The 24,244-nt window shown below is 69.8% G+C and carries 20 protein-coding genes and 1 tRNA gene; 9 read left to right on the forward strand and 12 right to left on the reverse strand.

Annotated elements, in window-relative coordinates; all coding sequences use genetic code 11:
* Nucleotides 1–5: 5 nt before the first annotated feature.
* Nucleotides 6–1,106, reverse strand: coding sequence for a pyruvate dehydrogenase (acetyl-transferring) E1 component subunit alpha (pdhA, locus tag BDW27_RS19730; protein ID WP_110050894.1), 1,101 nt, complete (start codon nucleotides 1,104–1,106; stop codon nucleotides 6–8).
* A gap of 511 nt (nucleotides 1,107–1,617) precedes the next feature.
* Nucleotides 1,618–2,295: a GntR family transcriptional regulator gene (locus tag BDW27_RS19735; protein WP_017545763.1), complete on the reverse strand. Its 678-nt coding sequence runs from the start codon at nucleotides 2,293–2,295 to the stop codon at nucleotides 1,618–1,620.
* A gap of 782 nt (nucleotides 2,296–3,077) precedes the next feature.
* Between BDW27_RS19735 and BDW27_RS19740 the strand changes: the two genes are divergently transcribed.
* Nucleotides 3,078–3,794, forward strand: coding sequence for a phosphatase PAP2 family protein (locus tag BDW27_RS19740; protein WP_017545764.1), 717 nt, complete (start codon nucleotides 3,078–3,080; stop codon nucleotides 3,792–3,794).
* Between the two features lie 328 nt (nucleotides 3,795–4,122).
* Nucleotides 4,123–6,072, forward strand: coding sequence for a heavy metal translocating P-type ATPase (locus BDW27_RS19745; protein ID WP_110051008.1), 1,950 nt, complete (start codon nucleotides 4,123–4,125; stop codon nucleotides 6,070–6,072).
* Nucleotides 6,073–6,321: 249 nt separating this feature from the next.
* Here the strand turns inward: BDW27_RS19745 and BDW27_RS19750 are convergent, their stop codons facing one another.
* The 8 genes from BDW27_RS19750 to BDW27_RS19785 form a co-directional block, all read right to left on the reverse strand.
* Nucleotides 6,322–7,182: a polyphosphate polymerase domain-containing protein gene (locus BDW27_RS19750; RefSeq protein ID WP_370446535.1), complete on the reverse strand. Its 861-nt coding sequence runs from the start codon at nucleotides 7,180–7,182 to the stop codon at nucleotides 6,322–6,324.
* Complete coding sequence (locus BDW27_RS19755) at nucleotides 7,167–7,775, reverse strand: DUF4956 domain-containing protein (protein WP_040694300.1); 609 nt, start codon at nucleotides 7,773–7,775, stop codon at nucleotides 7,167–7,169. Before BDW27_RS19755 ends, BDW27_RS19750 begins: the two co-directional genes overlap by 16 nt.
* Before the next feature lie 171 nt (nucleotides 7,776–7,946).
* Nucleotides 7,947–8,606 carry a response regulator transcription factor gene (locus BDW27_RS19760; RefSeq protein ID WP_110050898.1) on the reverse strand — a complete coding sequence of 220 codons (660 nt, stop codon included), beginning with the start codon at nucleotides 8,604–8,606 and terminating at the stop codon, nucleotides 7,947–7,949.
* Entirely contained in the window at nucleotides 8,603–10,297 is a 1,695-nt protein-coding gene (locus tag BDW27_RS19765) for a cell wall metabolism sensor histidine kinase WalK (RefSeq protein ID WP_110050900.1), read from the reverse strand. The genes BDW27_RS19760 and BDW27_RS19765 overlap by 4 nt, the downstream gene beginning before the upstream one ends.
* Nucleotides 10,287–10,691 carry a hypothetical protein gene (locus BDW27_RS19770; protein WP_233515836.1) on the reverse strand — a complete coding sequence of 135 codons (405 nt, stop codon included), beginning with the start codon at nucleotides 10,689–10,691 and terminating at the stop codon, nucleotides 10,287–10,289. Before BDW27_RS19770 ends, BDW27_RS19765 begins: the two co-directional genes overlap by 11 nt.
* A gap of 253 nt (nucleotides 10,692–10,944) precedes the next feature.
* The gene (locus tag BDW27_RS19775; RefSeq protein WP_017545771.1) at nucleotides 10,945–11,616 is read right to left on the reverse strand and encodes a response regulator transcription factor; all 672 of its coding nucleotides are present in this window, start codon (nucleotides 11,614–11,616) and stop codon (nucleotides 10,945–10,947) included.
* Between the two features lie 306 nt (nucleotides 11,617–11,922).
* Nucleotides 11,923–13,449 carry an amidase gene (locus BDW27_RS19780; protein WP_017545772.1) on the reverse strand — a complete coding sequence of 509 codons (1,527 nt, stop codon included), beginning with the start codon at nucleotides 13,447–13,449 and terminating at the stop codon, nucleotides 11,923–11,925.
* Between the two features lie 26 nt (nucleotides 13,450–13,475).
* Nucleotides 13,476–14,507 (reverse strand): D-2-hydroxyacid dehydrogenase, encoded by a 1,032-nt coding sequence (locus BDW27_RS19785; protein ID WP_110050904.1) that lies wholly within the window; start codon nucleotides 14,505–14,507, stop codon nucleotides 13,476–13,478.
* Nucleotides 14,508–14,847: 340 nt separating this feature from the next.
* On the opposite strand from BDW27_RS19785, the gene BDW27_RS19790 reads away from it, so the two are divergent.
* The 4 genes from BDW27_RS19790 (at nucleotide 14,848) to BDW27_RS19805 (ending at nucleotide 17,831) form a co-directional block, all read left to right on the forward strand.
* Nucleotides 14,848–15,330 (forward strand): DUF3830 family protein, encoded by a 483-nt coding sequence (locus tag BDW27_RS19790; RefSeq protein WP_017545774.1) that lies wholly within the window; start codon nucleotides 14,848–14,850, stop codon nucleotides 15,328–15,330.
* Between the two features lie 110 nt (nucleotides 15,331–15,440).
* Nucleotides 15,441–16,307: an Asp/Glu racemase gene (locus BDW27_RS19795; protein ID WP_233515837.1), complete on the forward strand. Its 867-nt coding sequence runs from the start codon at nucleotides 15,441–15,443 to the stop codon at nucleotides 16,305–16,307.
* A 39-nt stretch (nucleotides 16,308–16,346) separates the two neighbouring features.
* Nucleotides 16,347–17,096: a maleate cis-trans isomerase gene (locus tag BDW27_RS19800; protein WP_110050906.1), complete on the forward strand. Its 750-nt coding sequence runs from the start codon at nucleotides 16,347–16,349 to the stop codon at nucleotides 17,094–17,096.
* A gap of 60 nt (nucleotides 17,097–17,156) precedes the next feature.
* Nucleotides 17,157–17,831 (forward strand): GntR family transcriptional regulator, encoded by a 675-nt coding sequence (locus BDW27_RS19805; RefSeq protein ID WP_110050908.1) that lies wholly within the window; start codon nucleotides 17,157–17,159, stop codon nucleotides 17,829–17,831.
* A 169-nt stretch (nucleotides 17,832–18,000) separates the two neighbouring features.
* Here the strand turns inward: BDW27_RS19805 and BDW27_RS19810 are convergent, their stop codons facing one another.
* On the reverse strand, nucleotides 18,001–19,467 hold the full coding sequence (locus tag BDW27_RS19810; RefSeq protein WP_017545778.1) for an NAD-dependent succinate-semialdehyde dehydrogenase: 1,467 nt from the start codon (nucleotides 19,465–19,467) through the stop codon (nucleotides 18,001–18,003).
* A gap of 161 nt (nucleotides 19,468–19,628) precedes the next feature.
* On the opposite strand from BDW27_RS19810, the gene BDW27_RS19815 reads away from it, so the two are divergent.
* The 3 genes from BDW27_RS19815 to BDW27_RS19825 all read left to right on the forward strand — a co-directional run bounded on the left by BDW27_RS19815 (nucleotide 19,629) and on the right by BDW27_RS19825 (nucleotide 22,049).
* A complete protein-coding gene (locus BDW27_RS19815; RefSeq protein ID WP_017545779.1) occupies nucleotides 19,629–20,879 on the forward strand; it encodes an aspartate aminotransferase family protein in 1,251 nt (416 codons plus the stop codon).
* 147 nt (nucleotides 20,880–21,026) lie between these two features.
* Nucleotides 21,027–21,102, forward strand: a tRNA-Arg gene (locus tag BDW27_RS19820).
* Between the two features lie 326 nt (nucleotides 21,103–21,428).
* The gene (locus BDW27_RS19825; protein WP_110050910.1) at nucleotides 21,429–22,049 is read left to right on the forward strand and encodes a hypothetical protein; all 621 of its coding nucleotides are present in this window, start codon (nucleotides 21,429–21,431) and stop codon (nucleotides 22,047–22,049) included.
* Nucleotides 22,050–22,838: 789 nt separating this feature from the next.
* Here BDW27_RS19825 and BDW27_RS27145 read toward each other — a convergent pair.
* A complete protein-coding gene (locus BDW27_RS27145; protein ID WP_146223282.1) occupies nucleotides 22,839–23,492 on the reverse strand; it encodes a hypothetical protein in 654 nt (217 codons plus the stop codon).
* Between the last annotated feature and the right edge of the window lie 752 nt (nucleotides 23,493–24,244).

Raw genomic sequence — 24,244 nt, forward strand, 5'->3', positions numbered from 1 at the left:
CCTTCCTATTCCGCGAACACCGGGTCGGCGGGCATACGCCGCGACTCGTTCGGCACCGGGGTGGCGTAGGTGTAGTCGAAGAGCGTGGACACGTCCGGCTTCGGGCTGTTCTCCGCGAAGTCGGCGGCCTCGGCGACCTCGGCCTTGACCGATGCGGCGATCTCGTCGCGCAGGTCGTCGGTGAGGACACCGGCCTTGGTCAGCTGGGCGTCGAAGATCGCGATGGGGTCGTTCTCATCGGCGCGGGCCAGCTCACGCTGCTCGTCCGTGCGGTACTTGGCCGGGTCCACGACGGAGTGGCCCTTCTGCCGGTAGCTCCAGGCCTCCAGCAGGAACGGGGTCTGCTCCTCGCGGGCGCGCTCGACCAGGCGGGATGCGGTGTCGCGGACGGCCAGGACGTCACGGCCGTCGACGCGCTCGCCCTCGATGCGGAAGGCGGCGCCGCGCTTGTACAGCTCGGGCTCGGCGGAGGACATCTCCACGGTCGTGCCCATGCCGGTGAAGTTGTTGATCACCACGAAGACGACCGGCAGGTTCCACAGCTTGGCGATGTTGAGGGACTCGTGCCAGGCGCCGATGTTGGTGGTGCCGTCGCCCATCTGGCACATGACGACCTCGTCGCCGCCGCGGTAGGTGACGGCGAGCGCCGCACCGGTGGCCAGGGGGAGCTGACCGCCGACGATGCCGTAGCCGCCGAGCATGCGGGTCTCGGTGTCGTACATGTGCATGGAGCCGCCCCAGCCCTTGGACACGCCGTCGACGCGTCCGTAGAGCTCGGCCATGACCCGCTTGGGGTCCATGCCCTTGCCGATCGCGTACCCGTGGTCACGGTAGTTCGTGAACAGGTAGTCGCGCTCCTGGAGGGCGGTCATCAGACCGACGACGGTGGCTTCCTCACCGAGGTTGAGGTGGCAGTAACCGCCGATGCGGGCCTGGGTGTAGGCCTGTCCGGTGCGCTCCTCGAAGCGTCGGATGAAGAGCATCTGCCGGTAGTAGTCGAGGAGGGTGTCCGGCTTCTCGTTGCCGATGCCGGTGTCCTTCCGGTTCCGGCGTCGGGACGCGGAGGCCCGGGCGGTGCCGCCCTTCGGCTTGGCCGTGTCAGCCATGGTGTGCCTTTCTACGTGCGCGGAGGCCGCGCGGCTACCGTCCTGTGGGTCGGATGACGCGGCCAGCCCGGACCCCGCTGTCAGGCGTGGTCCCGGCGCGTGCCGCCGCCGGGCTCATCGGCGGCGACACTGTGGCTGTTGCGGGGCGCGTCCGGTCGGGCCTGGCGGGGCCCGGGTGACGGACGCGAAGCGAATCGGGTCGCGTGTGCAGTTGTCGCGCCGCGACCCTTGACGGCATTGCTTCCCGGTCTGGGGTGCGGTAAGCATCCGCCGGGAGGTCGGCCGAGTTCGTTCACCGGCCGGATGAACAACCCCGTGCCACCAGGGGGCACGCGCGTGTGTGGTGTGACGTGCGTCGCGCACACTCTACGGTCTGATCGATGATCGATCAATACAACTTTAGGACAGAAACGCGAAGTTCGGTGCAAACCGCCAGGTGGCGACAGGAGTCGCCCAGGTGGGAGGGGCCGAGCGCGGTGGGGGAACCCCCGGCCCGGGGCCCGGAAAGTGCCTAGCGGCTGCCCTCGTGGGTCCGCAGCGCCGCCTCCACGTAGTTCATGACATGGTCGCTGAGCATCTGCCCCACGGCGGGGTCGCCCTCGCGGAAGGCCCGTGTGATCTGCGCGTGGTCGGCGGCCTTGGCGTGCAGCTCCATGTTGAGCCAGCGCACCGACAGCGCCGTCCACACCTCGACTCCCAGGGACTCCCAGGTGTGCAGCAGCACACTGTTGTCCGCGGCCCGCACGACCTCGCGGTGGAACTCCACGCTGTGCCGGATCTGCTCAGTGACGTTGCCCTCGGCGGTGGCCCGCTGGAGAGCCTCCACCTCGCGTTCCAGCACGGAGGGGTCGTCGGCCAGACGAGGCGCGGCCAACTGTGCGGCGACCAGCTCTAGACCGGCGCGGACGGGGTAGATCTCCGCCATGTCCTGGACCCCGAAGGCCCTGACCCTGGCCCCCTTGTTCGGCACGGTCTCGATGAGCCGCAGTGTCTCCAGCTCGCGGAGCGCCTCACGTACCGGTGCCTGGCTGACCTTCAGCTCCGTGGCGATCCTGCGTTCCACGATGCGCTCGCCGGGCTGCCACCGCCCGGACAGCAGACCCTCGACCAGTACCTGCCGGATCTGCTCCCTCAGTGGTTCGCGGGCCAGTTTCGAGGGATCGTCCGGCAACTGTGGGAGGTCGACCATCCAGGGCCCTTCCGTCTTCCGACCCGTGCGCGACCAGCACACGTGCCGACACACTCCAGCGTCTGACAAGCTCCTTGAAGGGTGCCACACGCGCACGTGTCCGCCGGACGCTCGGCCTCGAAGCGCTAACGGAACCCTCACGAACCGGTCGCGTGCTGGTGAAGCGCACCGGTCGCCGACGTGGGATTCCGGCAAAGTCCGAGGTGGAAGGGTCACACTTGGCCCGGGAAACCACCAACGAGGGCAACGGTCCGGGTAGGCTCGCATGTTGGCAATAACCACCCAAAGCCGTACGGAGAGTTACCCACGTCACGGTGATGGCCCGACGAGAGCGCCCTGACCTGCGCTGACCGAAGCAACTGCGGTAACGAGCGCCCACACAGACGCCACTGTCGACCAGTTCCGTTCCCTGGACGTCGAGCCTGTCCGGCGGCCGGTCACGACCACTGTTGTGAACCAGTCCGAAGGTTCGACCGTCGAACGGGGTGTAAGGGGTGAACCCCCGGTACGTCACCAACACTCCGTGTCGGCCCCCGGGGACGTCAGGATCAGTCCCAACAACCGCGGCTAGCCCGTCCCCCACGCCTCAAGCAGTGCCACAGGCAGCCCACGACGTGTGAGACAGCACTGAGCACATGACGCAACCTTCGCGGACCCGGCACGTGGGGTCCAGACAGTCGACAACGCCGCACGAACCGGAGCGGCGCAAGCCGGATCCCGGACCCTACAGCGGCCCGATCCCCGTGGTGCCGAGCAAGGAGCTCGCGCCGGGGCCGCCCGTCGTGCGCGCGGTCAGGTGGCCGAGTGTGAGCGAGATCGCGTGGGGGCTGGCCTCCGACCGCATCGCGATCATGCTCTTCGTGGCGCTCATCGTCATGACGATGCTGGCCGCGGGGCCGCTGCATCCGGTCGACAACCTCCTCAACGAACTGCCGCGCCCCTACTGGGAGACACTGCGTGAGCCGCTGATCTTCTGGCCGGACAACGTGGCCTCCCGTTACGTGGCCCTGCCGGTCCTGGGCGTCACCACGCTCCAGCTGGCCTACTGGCACCGCAGCTGGCGGCCGATCATCCTCGGGGCGGGTGGCGTCTTCGGGATGATGTCCCTGGTCTCCGTGATGAAGCTGATGTTCAACCGGGGCCACGCCAAGTACTACGACCCCGACTTCTTCGCCGGTGCGGGCAACGTCGCCTTCCCCTCCGGGCACGGCGCCAACGCGATCCTCATCTACGGCCTGGTGCTCTTCCTCATCATCAGGTTCGGTGCGGCCCGGCCCCACATCATCCGGCGGTTGGCCTACTGCATCGTGGGCATCGCGCTCCTCCAGTCGACCGTCTCGATCTACCTGCACTTCCACTGGTTCACGGACCTGGTGGCCGGGATGATCGCGGGCGGGTTCGCGCTGAGGCTCACGATCCGCCTGGACCGGATGATCCCGCACGGCCACACCGTGCAGTGGTGGCCCTGGTACGGCAGGGAGACCGAGACCGCCTCCTAGGACCCCACCGCTCCCGAGAGGCCCCCGCAGAGAACACCCGTCGAGACGTTCGGCGGGTGTTCTTCGTGTTCCGGCCCGGTTCGGTATACCCCTTAGGGGTATATTCGTCGGAGAGAGACGCGCGAACGGGGCGCGCTTGCGTGGTTCGGCGGCGCCGGGCGTGCAGGGTCGGAACCGGAGAGGGGTCGACATGACGATGGGTCAACATGGTGACGAGGAAGGTCACGCGCAGGAGGGACACACGGGCCTCGGAGGCAACAGTGGCCACGAGGGTCACAGCGGAAACGGTGGTCACGGTGGTCACGGCGGACACGGGGACCACGCCGCGATGTTCCGTACCCGGTTCTGGTGGAGCCTGCTCCTGAGTGTGCCTGTGGTCCTCACCAGCCACATGATCTCCGGGTGGCTCGGGTACCAGGTCCCCGACGCCCTCACCTGGGTGCCTCCGCTCCTGGGCACCGCCGTGTTCCTCTACGGCGGCTGGCCGTTCCTCGCCGGGGTCCCCGGGGAGCTGCGCGACCGCAGGCCGGGGATGATGACGCTGGTCGCGATGGCGATCACCGTGGCCTTCGGAGCCAGCCTGCTGGCCACCTTCGGGGTGGTCGGCATGGAGCTCGACTTCTGGTGGGAGCTGGTCCTGCTGGTCGTGGTGATGCTCCTCGGCCACTGGCTGGAGATGCGCGCCCTCGGGCAGGCCTCCGGCGCGCTGGAGGCCCTGGCCGCCCTGCTGCCCGACCGCGCCGAACGGGTCGGTCCCGACGGCGGTGTCGAGGAGGTCCCCGCCGCCGAACTCCGCGCCGGTGACACCGTCCTGGTCCGCTCCGGCGGACGGGTCCCCGCCGACGGCACCGTCGTCCGGGGCTCCGCGGCCGTGGACGAGTCCATGATCACCGGTGAGTCCCGCACCGTCACCCGCGCCGAGGACGACAGGGTGGTCGCCGGGACGGTCGCCACCGACTCCTCCCTGCGGGTCCGGGTGGACGCTGTCGGCGACGACACCACCCTCGCGGGTATCCAGCGCCTGGTCAGCGAGGCCCAGGACTCCAGGTCGCGGTCCCAGGCGCTGGCCGACCGCGCGGCCGCGCTGCTGTTCTGGTTCGCCCTCGCGGCCGCCGTGGTCACCGCGGTCGTGTGGGGGCTGGTCCTCGGTGAGGGCAGCCAGGCGGTCGAACGCACCGTCACGGTGCTGGTCATCGCCTGCCCCCACGCGCTGGGGCTGGCCATCCCGCTGGTCATCGCGATCTCCACGACCCTGTCGGCGCGCAACGGCATCCTGGTCAAGGACCGGCTGGCCCTGGAGCACACGCGGCTCGTGGACACCGTGCTCTTCGACAAGACCGGGACCCTGACCAAGGGCGCCCCGGCGGTCGGTGACGCCGACGCCGTCGACGGGTGGACCGCCGAACGGGTCCTGGCGCTGGCCGGGGCGGTCGAGGCCGACTCCGAGCACCCGCTGGCCAGGGCGATCGTCCGGGCGGCCGAGGAGGCGGGGCCGGTGCCCGAGGCCACGGACTTCCGTTCCCTCACCGGACACGGGGTGCGGGCCGTCGTGGACGGGATCGAGGCCCACGTGGGCGGGCCCGCGCTCCTGGACTCCCTGGGCGTCACGGAACCCGCTGACCTCGCCGAACGCACCGGGTTCTGGCGCGACCGCGGCGCCACCGTCCTGCACCTCGTGGTGGACGGGTCCGTGGTCGGGGCGCTGTCCCTGGCCGACGAGGTCCGGCCCGAGTCCGCGTCGGCCGTCCGACGGCTCCAGGAGCAAGGGGTGCGCGTGGCCATGGTGACCGGTGACGCCCGCAACGTCGCCGACGCCGTCGCCACCGAGCTCGGCCTGGACGAGGTGTTCGCCCAGGTGCTGCCGGACCAGAAGGACGCCGTGGTCCGCGACCTCCAGGACAGGGGCCACCGGGTCGCCATGGTCGGTGACGGGGTGAACGACGCCCCGGCCCTGGCCCGCGCGGACGTGGGCATCGCCATCGGCGCCGGGACCGACGTGGCCATCGAGTCCGCCGGTGTGGTGCTGGCCTCCGACGACCCGCGAGGCGTGCTGTCCGTCCGGAGGCTGTCGCGGGCGGGCTACCGGAAGATGGTCCAGAACCTGGTCTGGGCCGCCGGGTACAACGTCGCGGCGGTCCCGTTGGCCGCCGGCGTGCTGGCGCCGGTCGGCATCGTGCTCGCACCCGCGGTGGGCGCGGTGCTGATGAGCCTGTCCACGATCATCGTGGCGCTCAACGCCCAGCTGCTCCGGGGGCTGGACCTGCGCCCCGCAGACTGATCCGGGGCAGGAGCGCCAAGTGTGGCAAGAGGGGCAAGTGTGGCAAGAGAGGAACGTTCGCCGGTCTGGACCTGCGGGGGACCGGGTGTCACCATTGTGAGTGCCGTGGACTCCCTCTTGTAGCGGGAGAGGGCCCACGGAGCCAGGCCGCCGCCCCGACCGGTTACGGGGCGGCGGCCGCCTCCTTCTCCCGCCGGGGCGGTTCCCGAAGCGGGCTCCGGTTGTTTCACGTGAAACAACCGGAGCCGGTCAGTCGCCCGCCAGGGCGTCCTCGCGGCGCCGTACGGGAGCCGGGTAGTCCATGCAGTGGCCCATCGCCCGGTGCCAGCGGTTGCCCCTCAGGGCCGGTTCGAGGGCGGCCAGCGCGGCCGCGTACTTGCTGAACCGGGCCTCACGGATTCCGAGCGCGTGCAGCCTCCGCTCCGTCGCGGTCAGTCCGCCCCGGGTCTTCACCTCCAACAGCACCAGGTCCGGCCGCATGCGCACCTCCCAGTCGCCCCGGTAGCCGACCAGGTCGCGGTCCACCGTCACCCGCTCCTCACCGGACAGGGCCACGACGGTGGTCCGCCGGTAGTCCGTCACCGCGGAGGGCACCAGGACGTCGGGCGGCGCGAGACGGCAGCGGCTCAGGGACCGGTCGAGGAAGTCGCGGGTTCGCCAGGTCAGACGGTCGACGGGAGAACCCGGGGGCAGTTCGACGCGGACCTTGTCGGTGACCCCGCGCGCCCCCTTCAGCTTCACCTCGAACATCGTCGTTCCGGTGTCCACATAGGAACGGGTGCGCACCTTGTAGCGCAGCCGCCGCCCCTGCCGGTGGTCGTGGAAGGTCCGCAGATCCGGGGTGTCCAGGTAGGTGGACGAGTACAGGAAGGACGTCCGGCCGTCGATCTCCAGCACCCCGAACCCCCGCTCCGCCCCGTCGAACAGGGCGGGCACCAGATCGGCGGGGAGCAGATACTTGCGGCAGGTGCGGGTGACCAGGGCGGCGCGTTCGTTGATCTCGGCCAGGGACACCGGGCGCAGACTCAGCGGCGCGGCTGCGGCTGCGGTTCCGATTGCGGGGGAGAGTGCGGGGGTGGGGGAGGGGAGAGGTCTCAACGCCCACCCCACGGGCCGGTCGCGGCCTGGCGGCGCCCGGTGGGCCGTCCCGGGACCTCGGTCGGCCTCGGCTCCTGGAAGCGCACGTCCACCACCATGAGGTCGCGCACGTAGTCCACCTCCGTGACGTCCACGTGCCGCACACGCCCGCGCAGCCGCCGCTCCAGGTCCTGCCGGAGTGCCGTCGGGTCCTCGTGCACCACGTCCAGGGTCATGATCCGCCGCTGGGTGCGGGCCAGCAGCTTCGGGTGACCGGCGGCGTACAGGGAACCCAGCAGCAGGGCGTTCAGACCCAGCATCAGCCACGGCGCCGGGGCGGCCACCGCGTTCACCAGACCGAGGGCGATCGCCACGAAGTAGTAGCCGATCTCCCCCTGGCTGATCAGGTCGGAGCGCAGCCGCAGGATCGACAGCACACCGAACAGCCCGAAGCCGACCGCCAGGCCCACCTCCTGCTGGGTCAGCATCGACACGACCGCGAAGATGCCGACGTTGAGCGCCACGTAGGCGAGCACCAGGTCCCGCCGACCGTGCCTGCGGAAGTAGAGGACGTAGGACAACACCGTGATCGCGGTCAGGTCGACCGCCAGAGCGAACCAGAACATGTCGACCATGGTGGGCAGCGCCGGTGAGGCGTTCATGAGACCCGCATGAGGGAACCCTCATGTTCGCCGAAGTTCGTCACCCGGGTACCCGGTGGCATGCGCGTCACCCGGGTCCCCTGGTCACCCGGTGGCACGCGGGGGCGGCCAGGTGGGCCGCCCCCGCCGAACGGATCAGCCGGTCAGCCGGTACCCCATGCCCCGCACCGTGAGGATGCGCTCCGCGCCCACCTTGCGGCGCAGCGCCCTCACGAACACGTCCACCACGTTGGACCCGGGGTCGTAGTCGTAGCCCCACACGTGCGACAGCATCTGCTGGCGGGTCATCACCTGCCCCTGGTGCCGCATGAGCAGCTCCAGCAGCGCGAACTCCCGGGCGGTGAGGTCCACCGATTCCTCACCCACCTCGACCCGGCGGGTCCGCAGGTCCAGCCGGAGCCCACCCGCGTGCAGCACCGTCAGGTCCGGGGCGCGCTCCGTGCGCATCCGCAGCCGGACCCGCGCCAGTAGTTCCTCGAACCGGAACGGCTTGGTCACGTAGTCGTCCGCGCCGATCTCCAGACCCGTCACGGTGTCCCGCACCCCGTCCCGGGCGGTCAGGATCACCACGGGGACGTCCACCCCCAGGGCGCGCACCCGGCGGAGCACGTCGAACCCGTCGGTGTCCGGCAGACCGAGGTCCAGCAGCATGAGGTCGAACCCGCCGGTGACGGCGTAGTCCACCGCCTCGGCCCCGGTGCCCACCACCGTGGTGGTGAACCCGCTGGCGGTCAGTCCCTTCTGGACGAAGGAGGCGATCCGCTCCTCGTCCTCGACGATGAGTACACGGCTCACAGGTGTTCCCTTCCAACGCGGCCGTCAACGGGGGTCAGGGGGATGACGAGGGTGAACGTGGAGCCCGCACCGGGTGCCGAGACCAGGTCCACCCGGCCGTGGTGCGCCTCGGCGATGGCGCGGACGATGGCCAGGCCCAGCCCGGCGCCCCGGTCGCCGCGCGCGGTGCGGCCGCCCCGGGAGAAGCGCTCGAAGATCCGGCCGTGCTCCTCGGCGGGGATACCGGGGCCGTGGTCGGCCACCCACAGGCGCACCTCGGAACCGCTGACCCGCGAACCGGTGCGCAGGGTGGAGCCGGGGGCGGTGTGCCGTACGGCGTTGGCCGCCAGCTGCACCATCGCCTGGGTGACGCGCTGGGGGTCCAGGTGCGCGGTCTCCTCCGCCAGCGACTCCAGCCGCCAGTCGCGGTCGCCGAGCTGACGCACCTTCGCGTCGATGTCGCTGGTGAGCTCGGCCAGGGAGACGGGTTCGGGGTGGACGAAGTCGGGCTGTTGGGCCTTGGCGAGCAGCAGCAGGTCCTCCACGATGCGGCCCATCCGGTCGAGCTCGTCGGTGACCAGCCGGACCACCTCGCGGCGCTCCTCGGGGTCGTCTCCCATGAGCTCCAGGTGGCCGCGCACGATCGTGATGGGGGTGCGCAGTTCGTGCCCGGCGTCGTCGACGAACCGGCGCTGTTCGGTGAAGGCGCCCTCCAGCCGGTCCAGCATGCTGTTGAACTGCTCGGCCAGCGCCGCGATGTCGTCCCGCCCGGACACCTCGATGCGCTGGGTGAGGTCCTCCTCGGAGATCTCCGCGGCGGTCTGCCGGACCAGCCGGACGGGGGCGAGGATGCGGCCCGCCACCCACCATGCGGCGGTGGCGGCCGCGAGCAGCCCGCCCAGACTGACCAGGGCCAGGGTGCCCATGGTCCCGGCCGAGGTGTCGTCGTCCTGGGCGGTGAAGTAGCCGATCACGAACCATCCCGCCGGTCCGCCGTCGCCCTGCGGCGGCAGCGCGCGGATCTTCTCCCACTCGACCGGCCCGGCGGGGGTGTCCAGGACGCCCCGGGCGTCGGGGGTGTCCAGGATCGCCTCGACCTTCGCGGGGTCGGCGGACAGGTCGTACGGGGGCTCCTGCCCCTGCCGGATGCGGCCGGTGACGGGCTCGGCGGAGCCCCGGCTCCCGCGCGACGCCGACCTCTCGCCGTCCGCGGCGCCCTCCTCGGGTTCGTCGACCCAGCCGAAGAGGATCTCGGAGTCCTCGGGGAACTGGCGTTCCAGGTGGACCCGGATGAGGGAGGAGACGTCGCTGAAGGCGGAGCCGGTGCCGGGGTCGACGCCCACCGCCGCGAACTCCTGGAACTCGGCGATCTCCTGGTCCAGGGCGCGGTCGACCCGCTCGTCGGTCCGGGCGGTCAGCGCGCTCCAGGTGACCACGTTGACCAGTACGAGGACGGCGGCCATGAGCAGGACCACCCACGCGGTGATGAGCAGCCGGGCGGGCACCCGGCGGCGTTGGGGCAGTTCGGGCTGGGGGCCGCGCAGGACGAGGGTCGGGAACACCGAGGTGCCGCCCGAGGACGGTGTCGGTGCGGCGTTCCCCGACCCCCTGGGTCTGGACCGGCCGGGCGGGACGTTGACGGTGGTGGCGTCGGGATCGGCGTGGCGGTCCGACCCGTCCCCGTCCGTCCCCCGCTGACGGTCAGTCGTCATCGTCGTCCCCGTTCTCGTACCGCGTGTCCAGGCAGGCCTCCCACCAGCTCTCCCACTGCTCCTCGCCCCAGGCCTCGTGGCCGGTGCCCCCGTCGAGGCAGTCGAAGGGGAACCCGGTCGGCGGCTCGGGTGAAGGGCTGGCGGAGGGTTCGGGTGAGGGGCCCCCGGAGGTCTCCCCGCCGTCCCCCTCATGGTCGGTGACCGGTGGGGGAGGGCTGACCACGTCGTCGTCGGGATCGGTGGAGGCGGTGGCCTCGGGCGACTCGCCGAGCACCACCTCGGAGGCGCGCCCGGGGTCCGGGTCGCGCAGGAACAGCGCCCACAGCAGGGCGGCGACCGAGACGGCGACGACTGTCAGCGCCCCGACCGCCAGCGGCACCAGAGGTGATCTCATGAAGCAGAGCCTCCCCGACGAAGGCGGCGTCCGCATGAAGCGGACATGAGGAAGTCTTCATGATCCCAGGTCGGGGCGTGCCACGAGGGGTGGGACCCGGCATGCTGGGAACGGCGGCCGCGCTCCGGGAGTCAGCGGGTCCGCCGCTTCCCCCGGGCGAACGGGGCGACGTCGACCGCGTCACCGCCGGGGTCCGTCCGGCACTGGGGGAGCCGGGTTCGCCGCGGTCCCGCAGCCGGACGGGAGGGCCGGGTCAGTAGCGGCGGCCGCGCAGCTCGGCGACGAGCACCGCCGCCTGGGTACGGCGCTTGAGGTCCAGCTTGGCCAGCAGCGCCGAGACGTAGTTCTTCACGGTCTTCTCGGCCAGGTACAGCCGTTCGCCGATCTGCCGGTTGGTCATGCCCTCGCCGATGAGGTCGAGGATCTGGCGCTCCTGCGGGGTCAGCTCCGCCAACGGGTCCGGCTCGGCCTGGGCGCCGCGCAGCCGCTCCAGCATGGCGCCGGTGCTGCCCGAGTCCAGCAGGGAGCCGCCCGCCGCGACCGTGCGCACCGCGCCGACCAGGTCCGCGCCGTGGATCTGCTTGAGCACGTATCCGGCGGCCCCGGCCATGACGGCGTCGTACAGCGCGTCCTCGTCCGCGAAGGACGTGAGCATCAGGCAGGCGATCCCGGGGTGGTCGGACCGGATCTCGCGGCACACCTGCACGCCGGAGCCGCCGGGCAGGCGCACGTCCAGCACGGCGACGTCGGGCAGGACCACGGGGATGCGTGACAGCGCCTGCTCGGCGGTCCCGGCCTCACCGACGACGGTCATGTCGTCCTCGGTCTCCAACAGCGCGGCCACACCGCGCCGGACGACCTCGTGGTCGTCGACGAGGAAGACCCTGATCGGCTTTCGGGCACCCTCGGCTCCACCGTCGGTCATCGCGGACCTCCCTCGTCTCGTGTCCGTACGCACATGACACCACTCCGAGGAAGACGTTAACGCCTACGGGGGGCACGGAGGGAGCCTTAAGGCACCGAACTCCCCGGGCGAAGGTCCCGTAAACGGACAAAGGGCGGGATCGGGGAGCAAAGCGCCTGGTGACGGCTGGTGCGGGTGTGACTACCGTCGCCGCATCGTCACCATCTCGTCACCCGGAGCCCGGAGCCCGGAGCCCGGAGCCCGGAGCCGGGAACCCGTGACCGAGCCGGGCACCGGACCCCGGAGCCGGGGCCCGGTGCCCGCGCGTCACGGCCGACGCCCCACCCAGGGGCTGGCGAGCTCGAAGGCGCGGCAGGCCCGGAGCACGCGCTCGTCGGAGTGCCGGGGGCCCACCACCTGGAGGCCGATCGGCAGACCCGACTCGCTGAACCCGCACGGCACGCTGGCGGCGGGCTGCTGGGTCATGTTGAACGGGTAGCTGAACCCGGCCCAGGAGGTCCACCGCTTCCCGGACAGCTCCGGCGGCGACTCCAGCCCGGCCTCGAAGGCCACGATCGGCATGGTGGGGGTGAGCAGCAGGTCGTAGGACTCGTGGAACCGCCCCATCCGCGCGCCCATCGCCATCCGCAGCGCCATCGCCGTCAGGTAGTCCTGCGCCGAGTAGGTGACGCCCTCCTCGATGATCTCCCGCAGGCCGGGGTCCTGGAGGTCCCGGTCCCGGTCGGTGAGATGCTCGGTGGCCTTGGCCGCGCCCGAGTACCAGAGCACGTGGAACTCCTCCAGGGAGCCCGGCAGGCCGGGGTCGGCCTCCTCCACCTCGGCGCCCAGCGAGGCGAACACGCCCACAGCGTCGGCGACCGCACGGGCCACCTCGGGGTCCACGTCCAACCCGCCCAGGGTGGGGCTGTAGGCGATCCGCAGCCCGCGGACCAGTTCCTCCGGTTCGGTGCCGCGTCCCGCCTCGGCCAGGCCGGGGCCCGGGGTCGGCATCGCCATCCAGTCCCGGGCGTCGAACCCGGAGACGACGTCCAGCATCAGCGCCAGGTCACCCACGGTCCGCGCCATCGGGCCGGTGTGCGCGAGCGACCCGAACGGGCTCGCCGGGAAGTGCGGCACCAGGCCCCAGGTGGGCTTGATCCCGCAGATCCCGGTGAAGCTGGCCGGGATGCGGATGGAACCGCCCCCGTCCGTCCCGGTGGACAGCGGGCCCATCCCGGCCGCCACCGCCGCCGCCGAACCCCCGCTGGAGCCGCCCGGCGTGGTGGACAGGTCCCACGGGTTACGCGTGATCCCGGTGAGCGGGTTGTCGGTGACGCCCTTCCAGGCCAGCTCGGGGGTGGTGGTCTTGCCGACGAACACCGCCCCCTGCTCGCGCATCCGCGCCACCACCGGGGAGTCCTCCTCCCACGGCCCCTCCTGCGACGAGGTCACCGACCCCTTGAGGGTGGGCCACCCCTTCGTCAGGTGGATGTCCTTGACCGAGGCGGGCACCCCGTCCAACCGTCCCTCGGGCTCGCCGCGCCGCCACCGCTCGGCGGAGGCGCGGGCCGCCTCGCGCGCCTCCTCGGGGCGGACCAGGCAGAACGCGTTCAGGGCCGGGTTGTCCTGCTCGATGCGTTCGAGTACCGCGTCCACCGCCTCCACGGGGGAGAGCTCCCCGGTGGAGTAGGCGTGGAGCAGTTGTTCGGCGGACAGGTCGGCCGGTGTCACGGGTTGCCCCGCGCGCGCCGCGGGGACGCCGCGCGGGGCTCCCGTGTCAGCACCGGCGGAGCCTTCGGCCGTACCGGCCGCACCAGCGTCATCGGTCCCGGCCCGGTCGGAACGGATCGTCACTTCAGCCTCCCAAGTCACGCGAGGGGTCAGCCGGGTACGTAGCCCCGGCTCTTGTCCACGACGTTGCGCGGTCCCCGCCCGTCCAGGTAACGGGCGAGGTTGTCCAGGAACAGCTCCAGCAGGTCCTCCCGCCAGCCGACGACGTCACCGGACATGTGCGGCGACACGACGGAGCCGGGCAGCCCCCAGAGCGGGTTGATGGCCTTGAGCGGTTCCCGTTCGAAGACGTCCAGTGCCGCACCGGCGATCGCGCCCCTGTCCAGGGCGGCGACCAGGTCGGACTGGACGACGATGGGGCCGCGCGCGATGTTGACCAGCCGCGCGGTGGGTTTCATCAGGTCGAGGAACTCCCGGTCGACCAGGCCCCGGGTGGACTCGGTGAGCGGGGCGGCGACGACCACGTAGTCGGCCTCGGGGAGCTCGTCGAGCAGGGTGCGCCCGCCGTCGGCGCCGGGTCCGGCGAGGCTGGACTCCGCGACGGAGCCGAAGTCGGGGTCGCCGTCGCGGGCGTGGCTGCCGGAACCGCGCACGTCCATGCCCACCGCGGTGAGCTTGCGGGCGATCGCGCGGCCGATGGGGCCGGTGCCGACCACGAGGACGCGCCGACCGGCCACCCGCTCGGTCTCGCGGTGCCTCCACTGGCGTTCTCGCTGGAGGTCCCAGGTGCCCGGGAAGTCCTTGGCGAAGGAGATGACCAGACCGAGGACGTACTCGGCGATGTGCTCGTCGAACACCCCGCGCGAGTTGGTGACGAGGACGTCGCTCTCCACCAGCCCGGGGAACATCAGGTTGTCCACACCGGTCGTGGCCGCGTGCACCCACTTCAGGGAGTCGGCCTTGGACCAGGAGTCGGCCAGCGCCTCGGTGAACAGGTCCCACACGAGCAGGACGTCCGCACCGGGAAGGGTGGCGGACAGTTCGTCGGCGGTGGCGTAGACGACCTCGCCGAGCCCCGGGTGGTCGTCTATGCGCTCGTGGCCCGGCGGGAGGTCCTCGCCTCGGAGGACGACGAGACGCGGTCGTTGGGGCACGGACGGGCTGGTGGTGGAACTGTTCACGGGCGCGCTTTCCGGTTGCGACGGTGTTCTGACGTGCTGATCCTGTCGTCGGATGGGTGGTTCCGCCCTGCACGGGAAACGCTAGGGAGCCGACATAGGATTGTCAACAATCCACAAAACGCCCGTTTCGGGCCTATGCGGCGTGTTTCGCGGAGGCGTCCAACGTCTTCCCGGGGTGTCAACGACCCGCACCGACGCTGCCGACATACCCGCACGTCCCGGTGTCTATTGCCGTACTCGGCAGGTAGATCGTAAGATTGTCGACAATCAACACTTCGACAAGACACAGAGGGATCCGGAAGAAGAAGCGTCGTCGAAGGGACACCACTTGCCCAGGTACATGACCGTCACCCTCGCCAAGCGCGGGGTCTCCTGTGTGGCGGAACTGCTCGAGAAGGACGCGCCCCGTACCTGCGAGGCGGTGTGGAACGCCCTCCCGCAGGGTGACGCCGTCCAGCACGCCAAGTACGCGCGCAACGAGGTCTACACGATGGTCCCGAGGTTCGCCGACCCCGAACCGGGCCAGGAGAACCCCACCGTCACACCGATCCCCGGCGACATCGTCTATTTCTCCTTCGACGAGGGCATGCTCGACCGCACCTTCAAGGAGGACAAGGGGATCGAGGGCCTGGCCGGCGTCATCGACCTCGCCCTGTTCTACGGGCGCAACAACCTGCTGCTCAACGGCGACGTGGGCTGGGTCCCCGGGAACGTGTTCGCGACCGTCGTGGAGAACCTGCCCGCCATGGCCGAGGCCTGCAACGACGTCTGGCGCTCCGGCAGTGTCGGCGAGCGCCTCCTGTACGAGCGGCTCGAACGCTGACGGGCCCGCGCGGAGGACCCCGCCCCGAGGAGAAGGCCCCGGGGCCGCGCAGGCCCCACGAACCGACCGAGCCGACCGAACCGACAACAGTACTGGGAGGTGAGTGACCGATGCGGACCGAAGAAGACCGACCGGACCACGAGGACGGTGCCGTACCCGTGGCCCACACCGCGACCCCGTTCACGGGAGGTCCCACCCCGCCCCCACCGCCCGCGCCGCACGAGGTCGTCGAACTGTCGGCGGACACACTGACCCCCTGGCAGTCGGCGGTCGGCGTCGTGGCGCCCTACGACTTCGCGCTCGACCGCGAACTGTGGCGCTGGGCTCCGGACGACGTCTCCCTGCTCATCACCCGCCTGCCGTTCGTGCGCATCCCCGTGACGGTCGACCAGGCCGCGGCCCTCAGCAAGGGCAAGGGCGTGACCAAGGCGGTCCGCGCCCTCATGGCCCCCGAACCCCTCGCGATCGGCTACGCCTGCGCCTCGGGCAGCTTCGTCCACGGCGCCGAGGGAGAGAGTGAGCTGCGAAGAACCATGCGGGCCGCGGGCGCCCCGGCCGCCGTCACCACTTCGGGCGCGCTGATCGACGCCCTGCGCGCCCTAGAGGCGGACCGGATCGCCGTGGTCACGCCGTACGTGGACAGCGTCACCGACCGCCTGCTCGACTACCTCGCCGAACACGACGTGGGGGTCACCTCCAGCGTCGGACTCGGCCTGCTCAGCCACATCTGGAGGGTCACCTACGCCGAGGTCGCCAGGGCGGTGCACGAGGTGGACCGCCCCGACGCCCAGGCCGTGTTCATCAGCTGCACCAACGTCCTCACCTACGACATCATCGCGCCCCTGGAACAGGAACTGGGCAAGCCGGTGATCGCGGCCAATCAGGTCACCATGTGGGACCTGCTGCGGGCCGCCGACCGCCGGGCCGTCGCCCACGGACAGCGGCTGATCGACGCGACGGCCCCCAGTGCCGTCTGAACGACCGCCCGGGAGGGCGCCCGCGAGCCAAGGAGAATCATGACCCGAGTAGGAATCCTCTATCCCGGTCACAGCGCCGAGGACGACTACAGGACCTTCGCCGGCACGCTCGGCGGGGACGTCGAGCTTCCCGTCGTGCACACGCTCATGCGCGAGGACGCCCACCGGGTGGACGCCCTGCTCGACGTGGGTAGTGAGGGAGTCCTCGCCAAGGGCGCGCAGGAGCTCGGCGGCCTCAAGGTCGACTCCGCAGTCTGGGCCTGCACGAGCGGCAGTTTCGTGTTCGGCTGGGAGGGTGCCCGGCGCCAGGTCCAGGGCGTGCAGGAGGTGACGGGCGTCCCGAGTTCGAGCACGTCGTTCGCGTTCGTGCACGCCCTCAGCCAGTTGCGCGCGTCCCGGGTCGCCATCGCCGCCACCTACCCCGACGACGTCGCCCAGCGCTTCGTGGAGTTCCTCACCGACGCGGGGGTGGAGGTGATGTCCCTGGCCAGCCACGGGATCGCCACGGCCGCCGAGGTCGGCTACCTCGACCCCGACGACGCACTCGACTTCGTCATCTCCAACGACCACCCCAGGGCCGAGGCAGTCCTGGTCCCGGACACCGCCCTGCACAGCGCCGACCTCATCGAACCGATGGAGGCGCTGCTGGGCAAGACGGTGCTCACCGCCAACCAGGTCAGCGTCTGGGAGGGCCTCCGGCTCGCCGGCCGGTGCGAGGCCCGGTCCGGCCCCGGGACGCTCTTCCGCTCCGGAGCCTCCGTGGTCAGGAGTGCCTTCGGGGCCGGTTAGCCTCAGGGCCAGCCCACGCCCGGTTCGTCACCTTTGTACCGTCGTTCAGAAGGGAACACCATGTCAGCCCCCGGCCAGCTCAGACCCGTCCCCAGGCGTTCCACCGCCGAGCTGATCGCCGACCAGCTGAGGTCGGCGATCATGTACGGCTCCCTCGCACCCGGGGACCAGCTCGGCGAGGCCGAACTGGCGGGGAGACTGGGCGTGAGCCGGGGGCCGCTCCGCGAAGCCATGCAGCGCCTGGTCCAGGAGGGGCTGCTCCGCAGTGAACGGCACAGGGGCCTGTTCGTGCGCGAGCTGACCCCCGACGACGTCCGCGACGTCTACGTGGCCCGGCTCGCGGTGGAGCGGACCGCCTGCGAGCTGATCATGCGGGGCAACCGGGGGGAGGCCCTGGCCCGCCTCACTCCCGCCGTGGACCGGCTGGCGGAGGCCGCCGCCAGCGCCGACCGGACCGCCATGAGCGACGCAGACCAGGAGTTCCACCGGACCCTGGTCAGCTGCTCGGGTAACTCGCGCCTGGAACGCATGGCCCAGACGCTCCTCGTGGAGACCCGGATGTGCCTGACCGTGATGCAGGCCGTCTACCCCGAACCCCAGGAGCTCCTCGACGAGCACCGCCGCATCCTGGACGCGATCGTGGACGGTGAGGAGGAGCGGCTGCTCACGCTGATCGAGTCCCACATGGTCGACACCGTCGCCCGGATCAACGCGGAGACCGGCGCCGGGTCCTGACGGCCGGCACCGGAGCTCGGAGGCGGACGCCCGCGTCGCGTCCGCCGGTTCCTCGCGGCACCGAGGCCGAGGGCCGCCCCGCGCCCTCACAGGAACCCCCGGCGCCGGGAAACGGCACCGGGGGCTGACACCGCGTGGGCCCACCCCACCGGTCGGACCCACACGCGGATCAGACGAGCCCGCCGATCCCCACGTACTTGGTGTCCAGGAACTCGTCGATGCCCACGCGGCCGCCCTCGCGGCCCAGACCCGAGTGCTTGACCCCGCCGAACGGCGCCGCCGGGTTGGACACCACACCCTGGTTGAGGCCGACCATGCCGGTCTCCAAGGCCTCGCTGACCCGCATGGCCCGGTTCAGGTCCCGGGTGTACAGGTAGCTGACCAGGCCGAACTCGGTGTCGTTGGCGGCTCGGACCGCCTCCTCCTCCGTCTCGAACGTCAGCACCGGGGCCACCGGACCGAAGATCTCGGTGGTGGACAGCTCCGCCGCGAACGGGACGTCGGCCAGCACGGTCGGCTGGTAGAAGTGCCCCGGGCCGTCGCCGGGGCCGCCGCCGACGAGCACGCGCGCGCCCCGCCGCACCGCGTCGTCCACCAGCCCCTGGACCTTGTCCCGGGCCTTGTCGTCGATCAGCGGGCCCACGTCCGTTCCGTCGTCCAGCCCCCGACCCAGCCGGAGCGCGCCCATGCGCTCGCTGAGCCGCCGGGAGAACTCCTCCGCGATCCCGGACTGCGCGTAGATGCGGTTGGCGGCCGTGCAGGCCTCACCGATGTTGCGCATCTTGGCGAGCATCGCCCCGTCGACCGCCGCGTCCATGTCGGCGTCGTCGAACACCAGGAACGGCGCGTTCCCGCCCAGCTCCATGGAGGTGCGCAGGACCTGGGGCGCGCTCTGCTCCAGGAGCTTGCGGCCGACCGCGGTGGAACCGGTGAAGGACAGCTTGCGGATGCGGCCGTCCGCCAACAGGGGCTCGGTGATCGCGCCGGGGTCGGAGGTGGGCAGGACGCTGAGCACGCCCTCCGGCAGCCCCGCCTCCCTGAGGATCCCGGCCAGCGCCAGAGCCGAGAGCGGCGTCTGTTGGGCGGGCTTGAGGATCATCGTGCACCCGGACGCGATGGCCGGGCCGATCTTGCGGGTGCCCATCGCCATGGGGAAGTTCCAGGGGGTGATGAGCATGCAGGGGCCCACCGGCTGGCGCATGATCAGGAAACGCGACTTGCCGTCCGGCGAGGTGGCGAACCCGCCCTCGATCCGCACGGCCTCCTCGGAGAACCAGCGGAAGAACTCGGCGGCGTAAGCGATCTCCCCCCGCGCCTCGGCCAGCGGCTTGCCCATCTCCAGCGTCATGAGGACGGCGAGCTCCTCCTGCCGCTCCATGAGCAGCTCGAAGCTCCTGTGGAGGATCTCACCGCGCTCGCGGGGCGCGACCCTGGCCCACCCCGGCTGGGCCCGCGCCGCGGCGTCCAGGGCCTCCATGGCGTCCTCCCGGCCCGCGTCCGCGACGTCGCACAGCACCTTGCGGGTGGACGGGTCCTCGACCTCGAAGGTCGCGCCGGAGGAGGCGTCCCGCCACTTCCCGCCGAGGAATAGTTTCTTGTCCACCTGTGCGACGACCCGTGCTTCGCGATCCGACATGTTCTCTCCTCCGTCGACGGGCCGCCCCGGGCATGGGACGGCCTGTGGTCAGAACTGCCCGACGTGCGTCCGCTGGACACCGCCGCGCCCCGGATGTTTCCATAGCAGCGTCGATTGTCAACAATCCTACGGAACTCGACACAAGGAATTGAGGCCACCGCATGGCGGAGCTCTCCCCGGTTCTCAAGCAGGCGACACCGGTCGTCGCGGCGCGAGGCGAGGGTGTCTACATCTACGACGAGGACGACCGTCGTTTCCTCGACTTCACCGCCGGGATCGGCGTGACCAGCACCGGGCACTGCCACCCCAGGGTGGTGGCCGCCGCACAGGAGCAGGTCGCGACGCTGATCCACGGCCAGTACACCACCGTGATGCACCGGCCCCTGCTGCGACTCACCGAACGTCTCGGAGAGGTGCTGCCCGAGGGGATCGACCGCCTGTTCTACGTGAACTCGGGCAGTGAGGCCGTGGAGGCGGCGCTGCGCCTGGCCCGCCAGGCCACCGGCCGTCAGAACGCCGTGGTCTTCCAGGGTTCCTTCCACGGGCGCACGATGGGCGCCGCCTCCCTCACCACGTCCGGGGTGAAGATCCGCGCGGGGATCGGCCCGCTCGTCCCCGGTGTGGTGGTCGCCCCCTTCCCGTACGCCTACCGGCTCGGGATGTCCGAGGAAGAAGCGGTGGCGTACGCGCTGCGCGAGCTCGACTACCAGTTCGCGACGGTGACCTCCCCGCAGGACACCGCCGCCGTGTTCATCGAGCCCGTCCTCGGTGAGGGCGGCTACGTGCCCGTCCCGGACGCCTTCCTCCAGGGGCTGCGGGAGCGCGCCGACAGGCACGGGTTCCTGCTGGTCATGGACGAGGTCCAGACCGGCTTCGGTCGCACGGGCACGTTCTGGGGGCACGAGCCCTCCGGTGTGCGCCCGGACATCGTCATCACCGCGAAGGGCCTGGCCAGCGGCTTCCCGCTGTCCGCGATCGCCGCCCCGGCCGCGATCATGGACAAGGCCTGGCCGGGTTCCCAGGGCGGCACCTACGGCGGCAACGCGGTCTCCTGCGCGGCTGCCCTCGCCACCCTGGACGTCATCCAGGAGGAGAACCTGGTGGAGAACGCGGCCCGCCAGGGCGAGCGGCTCCAGCAGGGCCTGGCCAAGATCGCCGAGTCCCATGCGGGCATCGGCGACGTCCGAGGCCGCGGCCTGATGCGGGCCAACGAGTTCGTCAGGGCCGACGGGACACCCGACGGCGACGCGGCCCAGCGCGCCCAGCAGGCCGCCGCCAAGAACGGGCTGCTGCTGCTCACCTGCGGCCCGGCGGGCAACGTGGTCCGCTTCATCCCGGCCCTCGTGGTCAACGGCGAGCAGATCGACACGGCCCTCGAGCTGTGGGCGGCCTCCGTGGAGGAGAGCCAGTAGGCACCTGTGGGGCGCCGACCGCGCGTCGGCGCCCCATGGCCCGGGTCACACCGGAAAACGGCGCAAAGGCACTCCAGCACCGTGATAGAGTCGGAGACGTCGCAAGGGAGAGCCCAGCTCAACCGGGCGACACACAACTGAAGACCTGCACTCGTAGCTCAATGGATAGAGCATCTGACTACGGATCAGAAGGTTGGGGGTTCGAGTCCTCCCGAGTGCACCACCTTGAGACAGTGGAGAAGCCGCCCGAACTGCGCAAGCAGCTCGGGCGGCTTCTTTTGTGGCAGGAACAGGGCATCCGGTTGGCGGCGGTCGGATCCGGTCGCTTGCGGACGGCTGTGGAACATAGGATCAGGGGCCGAGATCGCAGGCGGTCGGCAGTCTCAATACCGGCTACGCAGGAGCTCACGAGCTCGACAAGCTGTGCCAGCAGTTCGCCGAACGTAAATAGCCGCAGCCATGGTTCGAGGGTAGGGAGGTCTGCGAGGGCCTCGGTCGTTAACTGTGCGCCTGCGGAGAACTGACACCAGCGAACGATACATTGCGGACATGCCCACAACGCTTGTACACGGTGACCTGCCAGTTGAGATCGCTGAAGCGATCCGTCGGGAAGGCAGGGTGGCTGTCGACACTGAGACCAGTGGTCTGTCGTGGGAAACAGAGTCACTCGATCTGTGTCAGTTTTTCACCCCGGCTACCGGCCCGGTTGTTGTGAGCCGACTATCGGAGCGCCCCGGTGAGATTCTGCTGCTCCTACAGGATCCGAATCTGCTGAAGATCATGCATTTTGCGCCCTTTGACCTGCGTTTTCTTGAGGCGACTTGGGGAGTGGTGAGTCGATCGGTGGCCTGCACCAAGGTGGCTTCACGCATCCTCGACCCGGACTTGCCAACCAGAGACCACAGCCTTCAGTCTCTGCTGTTCAGACGCTTGGGTGTAAGTATCACGAAGGGTCCTGTGCGAACCAGCGACTGGTCTGTGGCAACTCTCTCAGCAGGGCAATTGGAGTATGCCGCTTCTGATGTGGAGCACCTCATCGGCCTGTACGAGACGTTGGTTCAAGAGCTCCGGGAAAGAAGTCTCGAAGAGCTCTACAGTGAGGTATGCCACTATCTTCCTATCGACGCACACCTTGCCGTGTCCAGGATCCCCGACCCGCTTCGCTACTGAGCAGGAGAGAGGGGCTCCCACCGGCCTGCACGGTCGAACTTGAAACCGAGAGGTGCTGGTACGTCCAGGTCCAAGACCAGCCTTACGTGTGTTGATGCCCACGGGGGAGCCACTCGTGCCACAATCAGACGGAGCTGCCCCGATACGGACAGTTCCCGCACGCTCTCTGACAGGCACCAGGGCACGTAGCCCAACGGCACCCCAGCGGAGGTGATGAGGCTAGCGTTGGGATCCTTGCTGTTATCGTCCTCGGGCTCAACTTCGACTGGCATGCCCTGACGTAGGTGGCAGAGAGCCTCTTCGTGTTGCGTCGGAGTGACCCGCACCATCCGGCCGCCCAAGAGTCGCTCCTGCGATGGGATGTGCCTAACACCATTCGCGAAGAATCGGGCTCGGGCACGACCTTGCTGGACCTCAGGGGTCTGCATGAACTGCAAGGTGTCCCCTGCTCGGAACCCCCGAGAGTGAACGATCTGCTCCCAAGGTGTCGCTTGGGACGGCTCAAGACCAATGCTCTCCAGGTAGTCGGGGTAGTCCGGCCGGTCAGGGTGCATCACACGCTGCTCGAACACTGGAGGAAGCCGCGTGCCCTCATATACAGTGTGCAAGTCACGCAAACCAGGAAGCGGCCTGAACCCCTCGATGCCCTCGGCTGCGCGTGTGTAGGAGAAGGCATAGGTGCCAGCAGTATGAGTCAGTCGCCCGATGGGAACGATTGAACGGTCCAGAGGGTGCTGCCAGAGCACCAGAAGATCCCTGACGCCAGGGCCACTTGCGGCTGAACCCTGGTCAGCCATGGTCGCGGATCGCATCCTGGAGCCTCCTCAGGTTGAGCTTGAGCAACGCAGTTGCAAACTTAACGGACGCTGCTGACATTTCAGGGATGCACCCTCGTTCAAGGGGTTCAAGGATCTCGCTTAGGTCCAAACTCATGACCTGCTCAACCCACCACTTCGCAGTGTCAGGTGAGCCCATATGCAAGGCCTCGACGGCGTGGCCCACTAGTGTCTTGGGCGGTGGCACGTGTTCGTAGCGGTGCGCGGTCCCTTTGGTGGCCCATCTTTCGAGCGCGACCACGTCTGACAGACAACGATCCCGGGTGGTCCCCGGCAAGTTGTAGCCCAGGCTGCTTCCATGATCGTAAGTGGGCGCGAGTACCTGGGGCAAGGAGCCCAGTTGAGGCTCCAGAACAGCCCAGTTCTCATCATGGCGATCGCGGTTGGCGATCAAGGCATCCAGCAGCGTGTAGCCGACGAAGACATCGAATGCTCGCCCCTCTCTGGGGCCCCCTTTGAACTCGGCGGGGGCATCTACTACCTGCAGCGCCGTACGGATGTTCGTGAGGCTGTGGCCCGGACGACGGATGTGAGGCCTATTGAGATCTCGGACGTCTTGCCCCGGAGCGAACGGAAAGTAGCCGGGTGCTCGTGCTTCCTCGAGCACGACCTGCCCGCCCCAGAGGTGATGATCGGCTGGTTTGATGGAGAGAGACAGCGATCCGCGGCGTCCCTCATGCGTACACAAGGCAGTGCTCGCGCAAGGAACCCCTAGGGCCTGCGCGACCCGAGTGGCGACTATCTCCGCCCAGTCTTCACCTTGCTCGCACCCATTAGCTGGAATGTGTGTGTTCTTATGAAGCCACCTTCGCTCCGTCCCTGGTTCTTCCAGCCACCTGCCGCCGTTTGACCCGGATGGCTCGACGCCGCAGTCCTGCCATTCAGAAACGTCGATCCGCTTCCACCACACGCCCATCACACGTTTACGATCTCACACCGGCATCCATCTCAGGGCACGGCTTGAGCGATCGGTACACCCCGATTCACCGAAGCTAGAGCGGATTGTGTTGCTGACGTTTTGTGGCCAATGGAGCGTAGTGGTGGATGGCGGTCCGGTGCGGCGCTGCTGGGGGTCTCCCTAGCTCCGCCACGGAACCGCCAGGAAACGTGAGCGCTAAGAGGGGAGGACGCTTCTGCCGCGATGCAGATTCAGTGCAGATGACTCCGAGGAGCCGCCGGAAGCTGTGAGAGGCCGGGGCTCACATCCAGGTCACAAGCGGATCTGTCGGCTTGTCGACAGGTCGACGCTTGCCCCCGGAAGATCAGAAGGTTGGGGGTTCGAGTCCTCCCGAGTGCACCACCTTGAGACAGTGGAGAAGCCGCCCGAACTGCGCAAGCAGCTCGGGCGGCTTCTTTTGG

It is taken from the genome of Nocardiopsis sp. L17-MgMaSL7 (assembly GCF_003182025.1).
In the GTDB taxonomy this organism is placed as follows: domain Bacteria; phylum Actinomycetota; class Actinomycetes; order Streptosporangiales; family Streptosporangiaceae; genus Nocardiopsis; species Nocardiopsis prasina.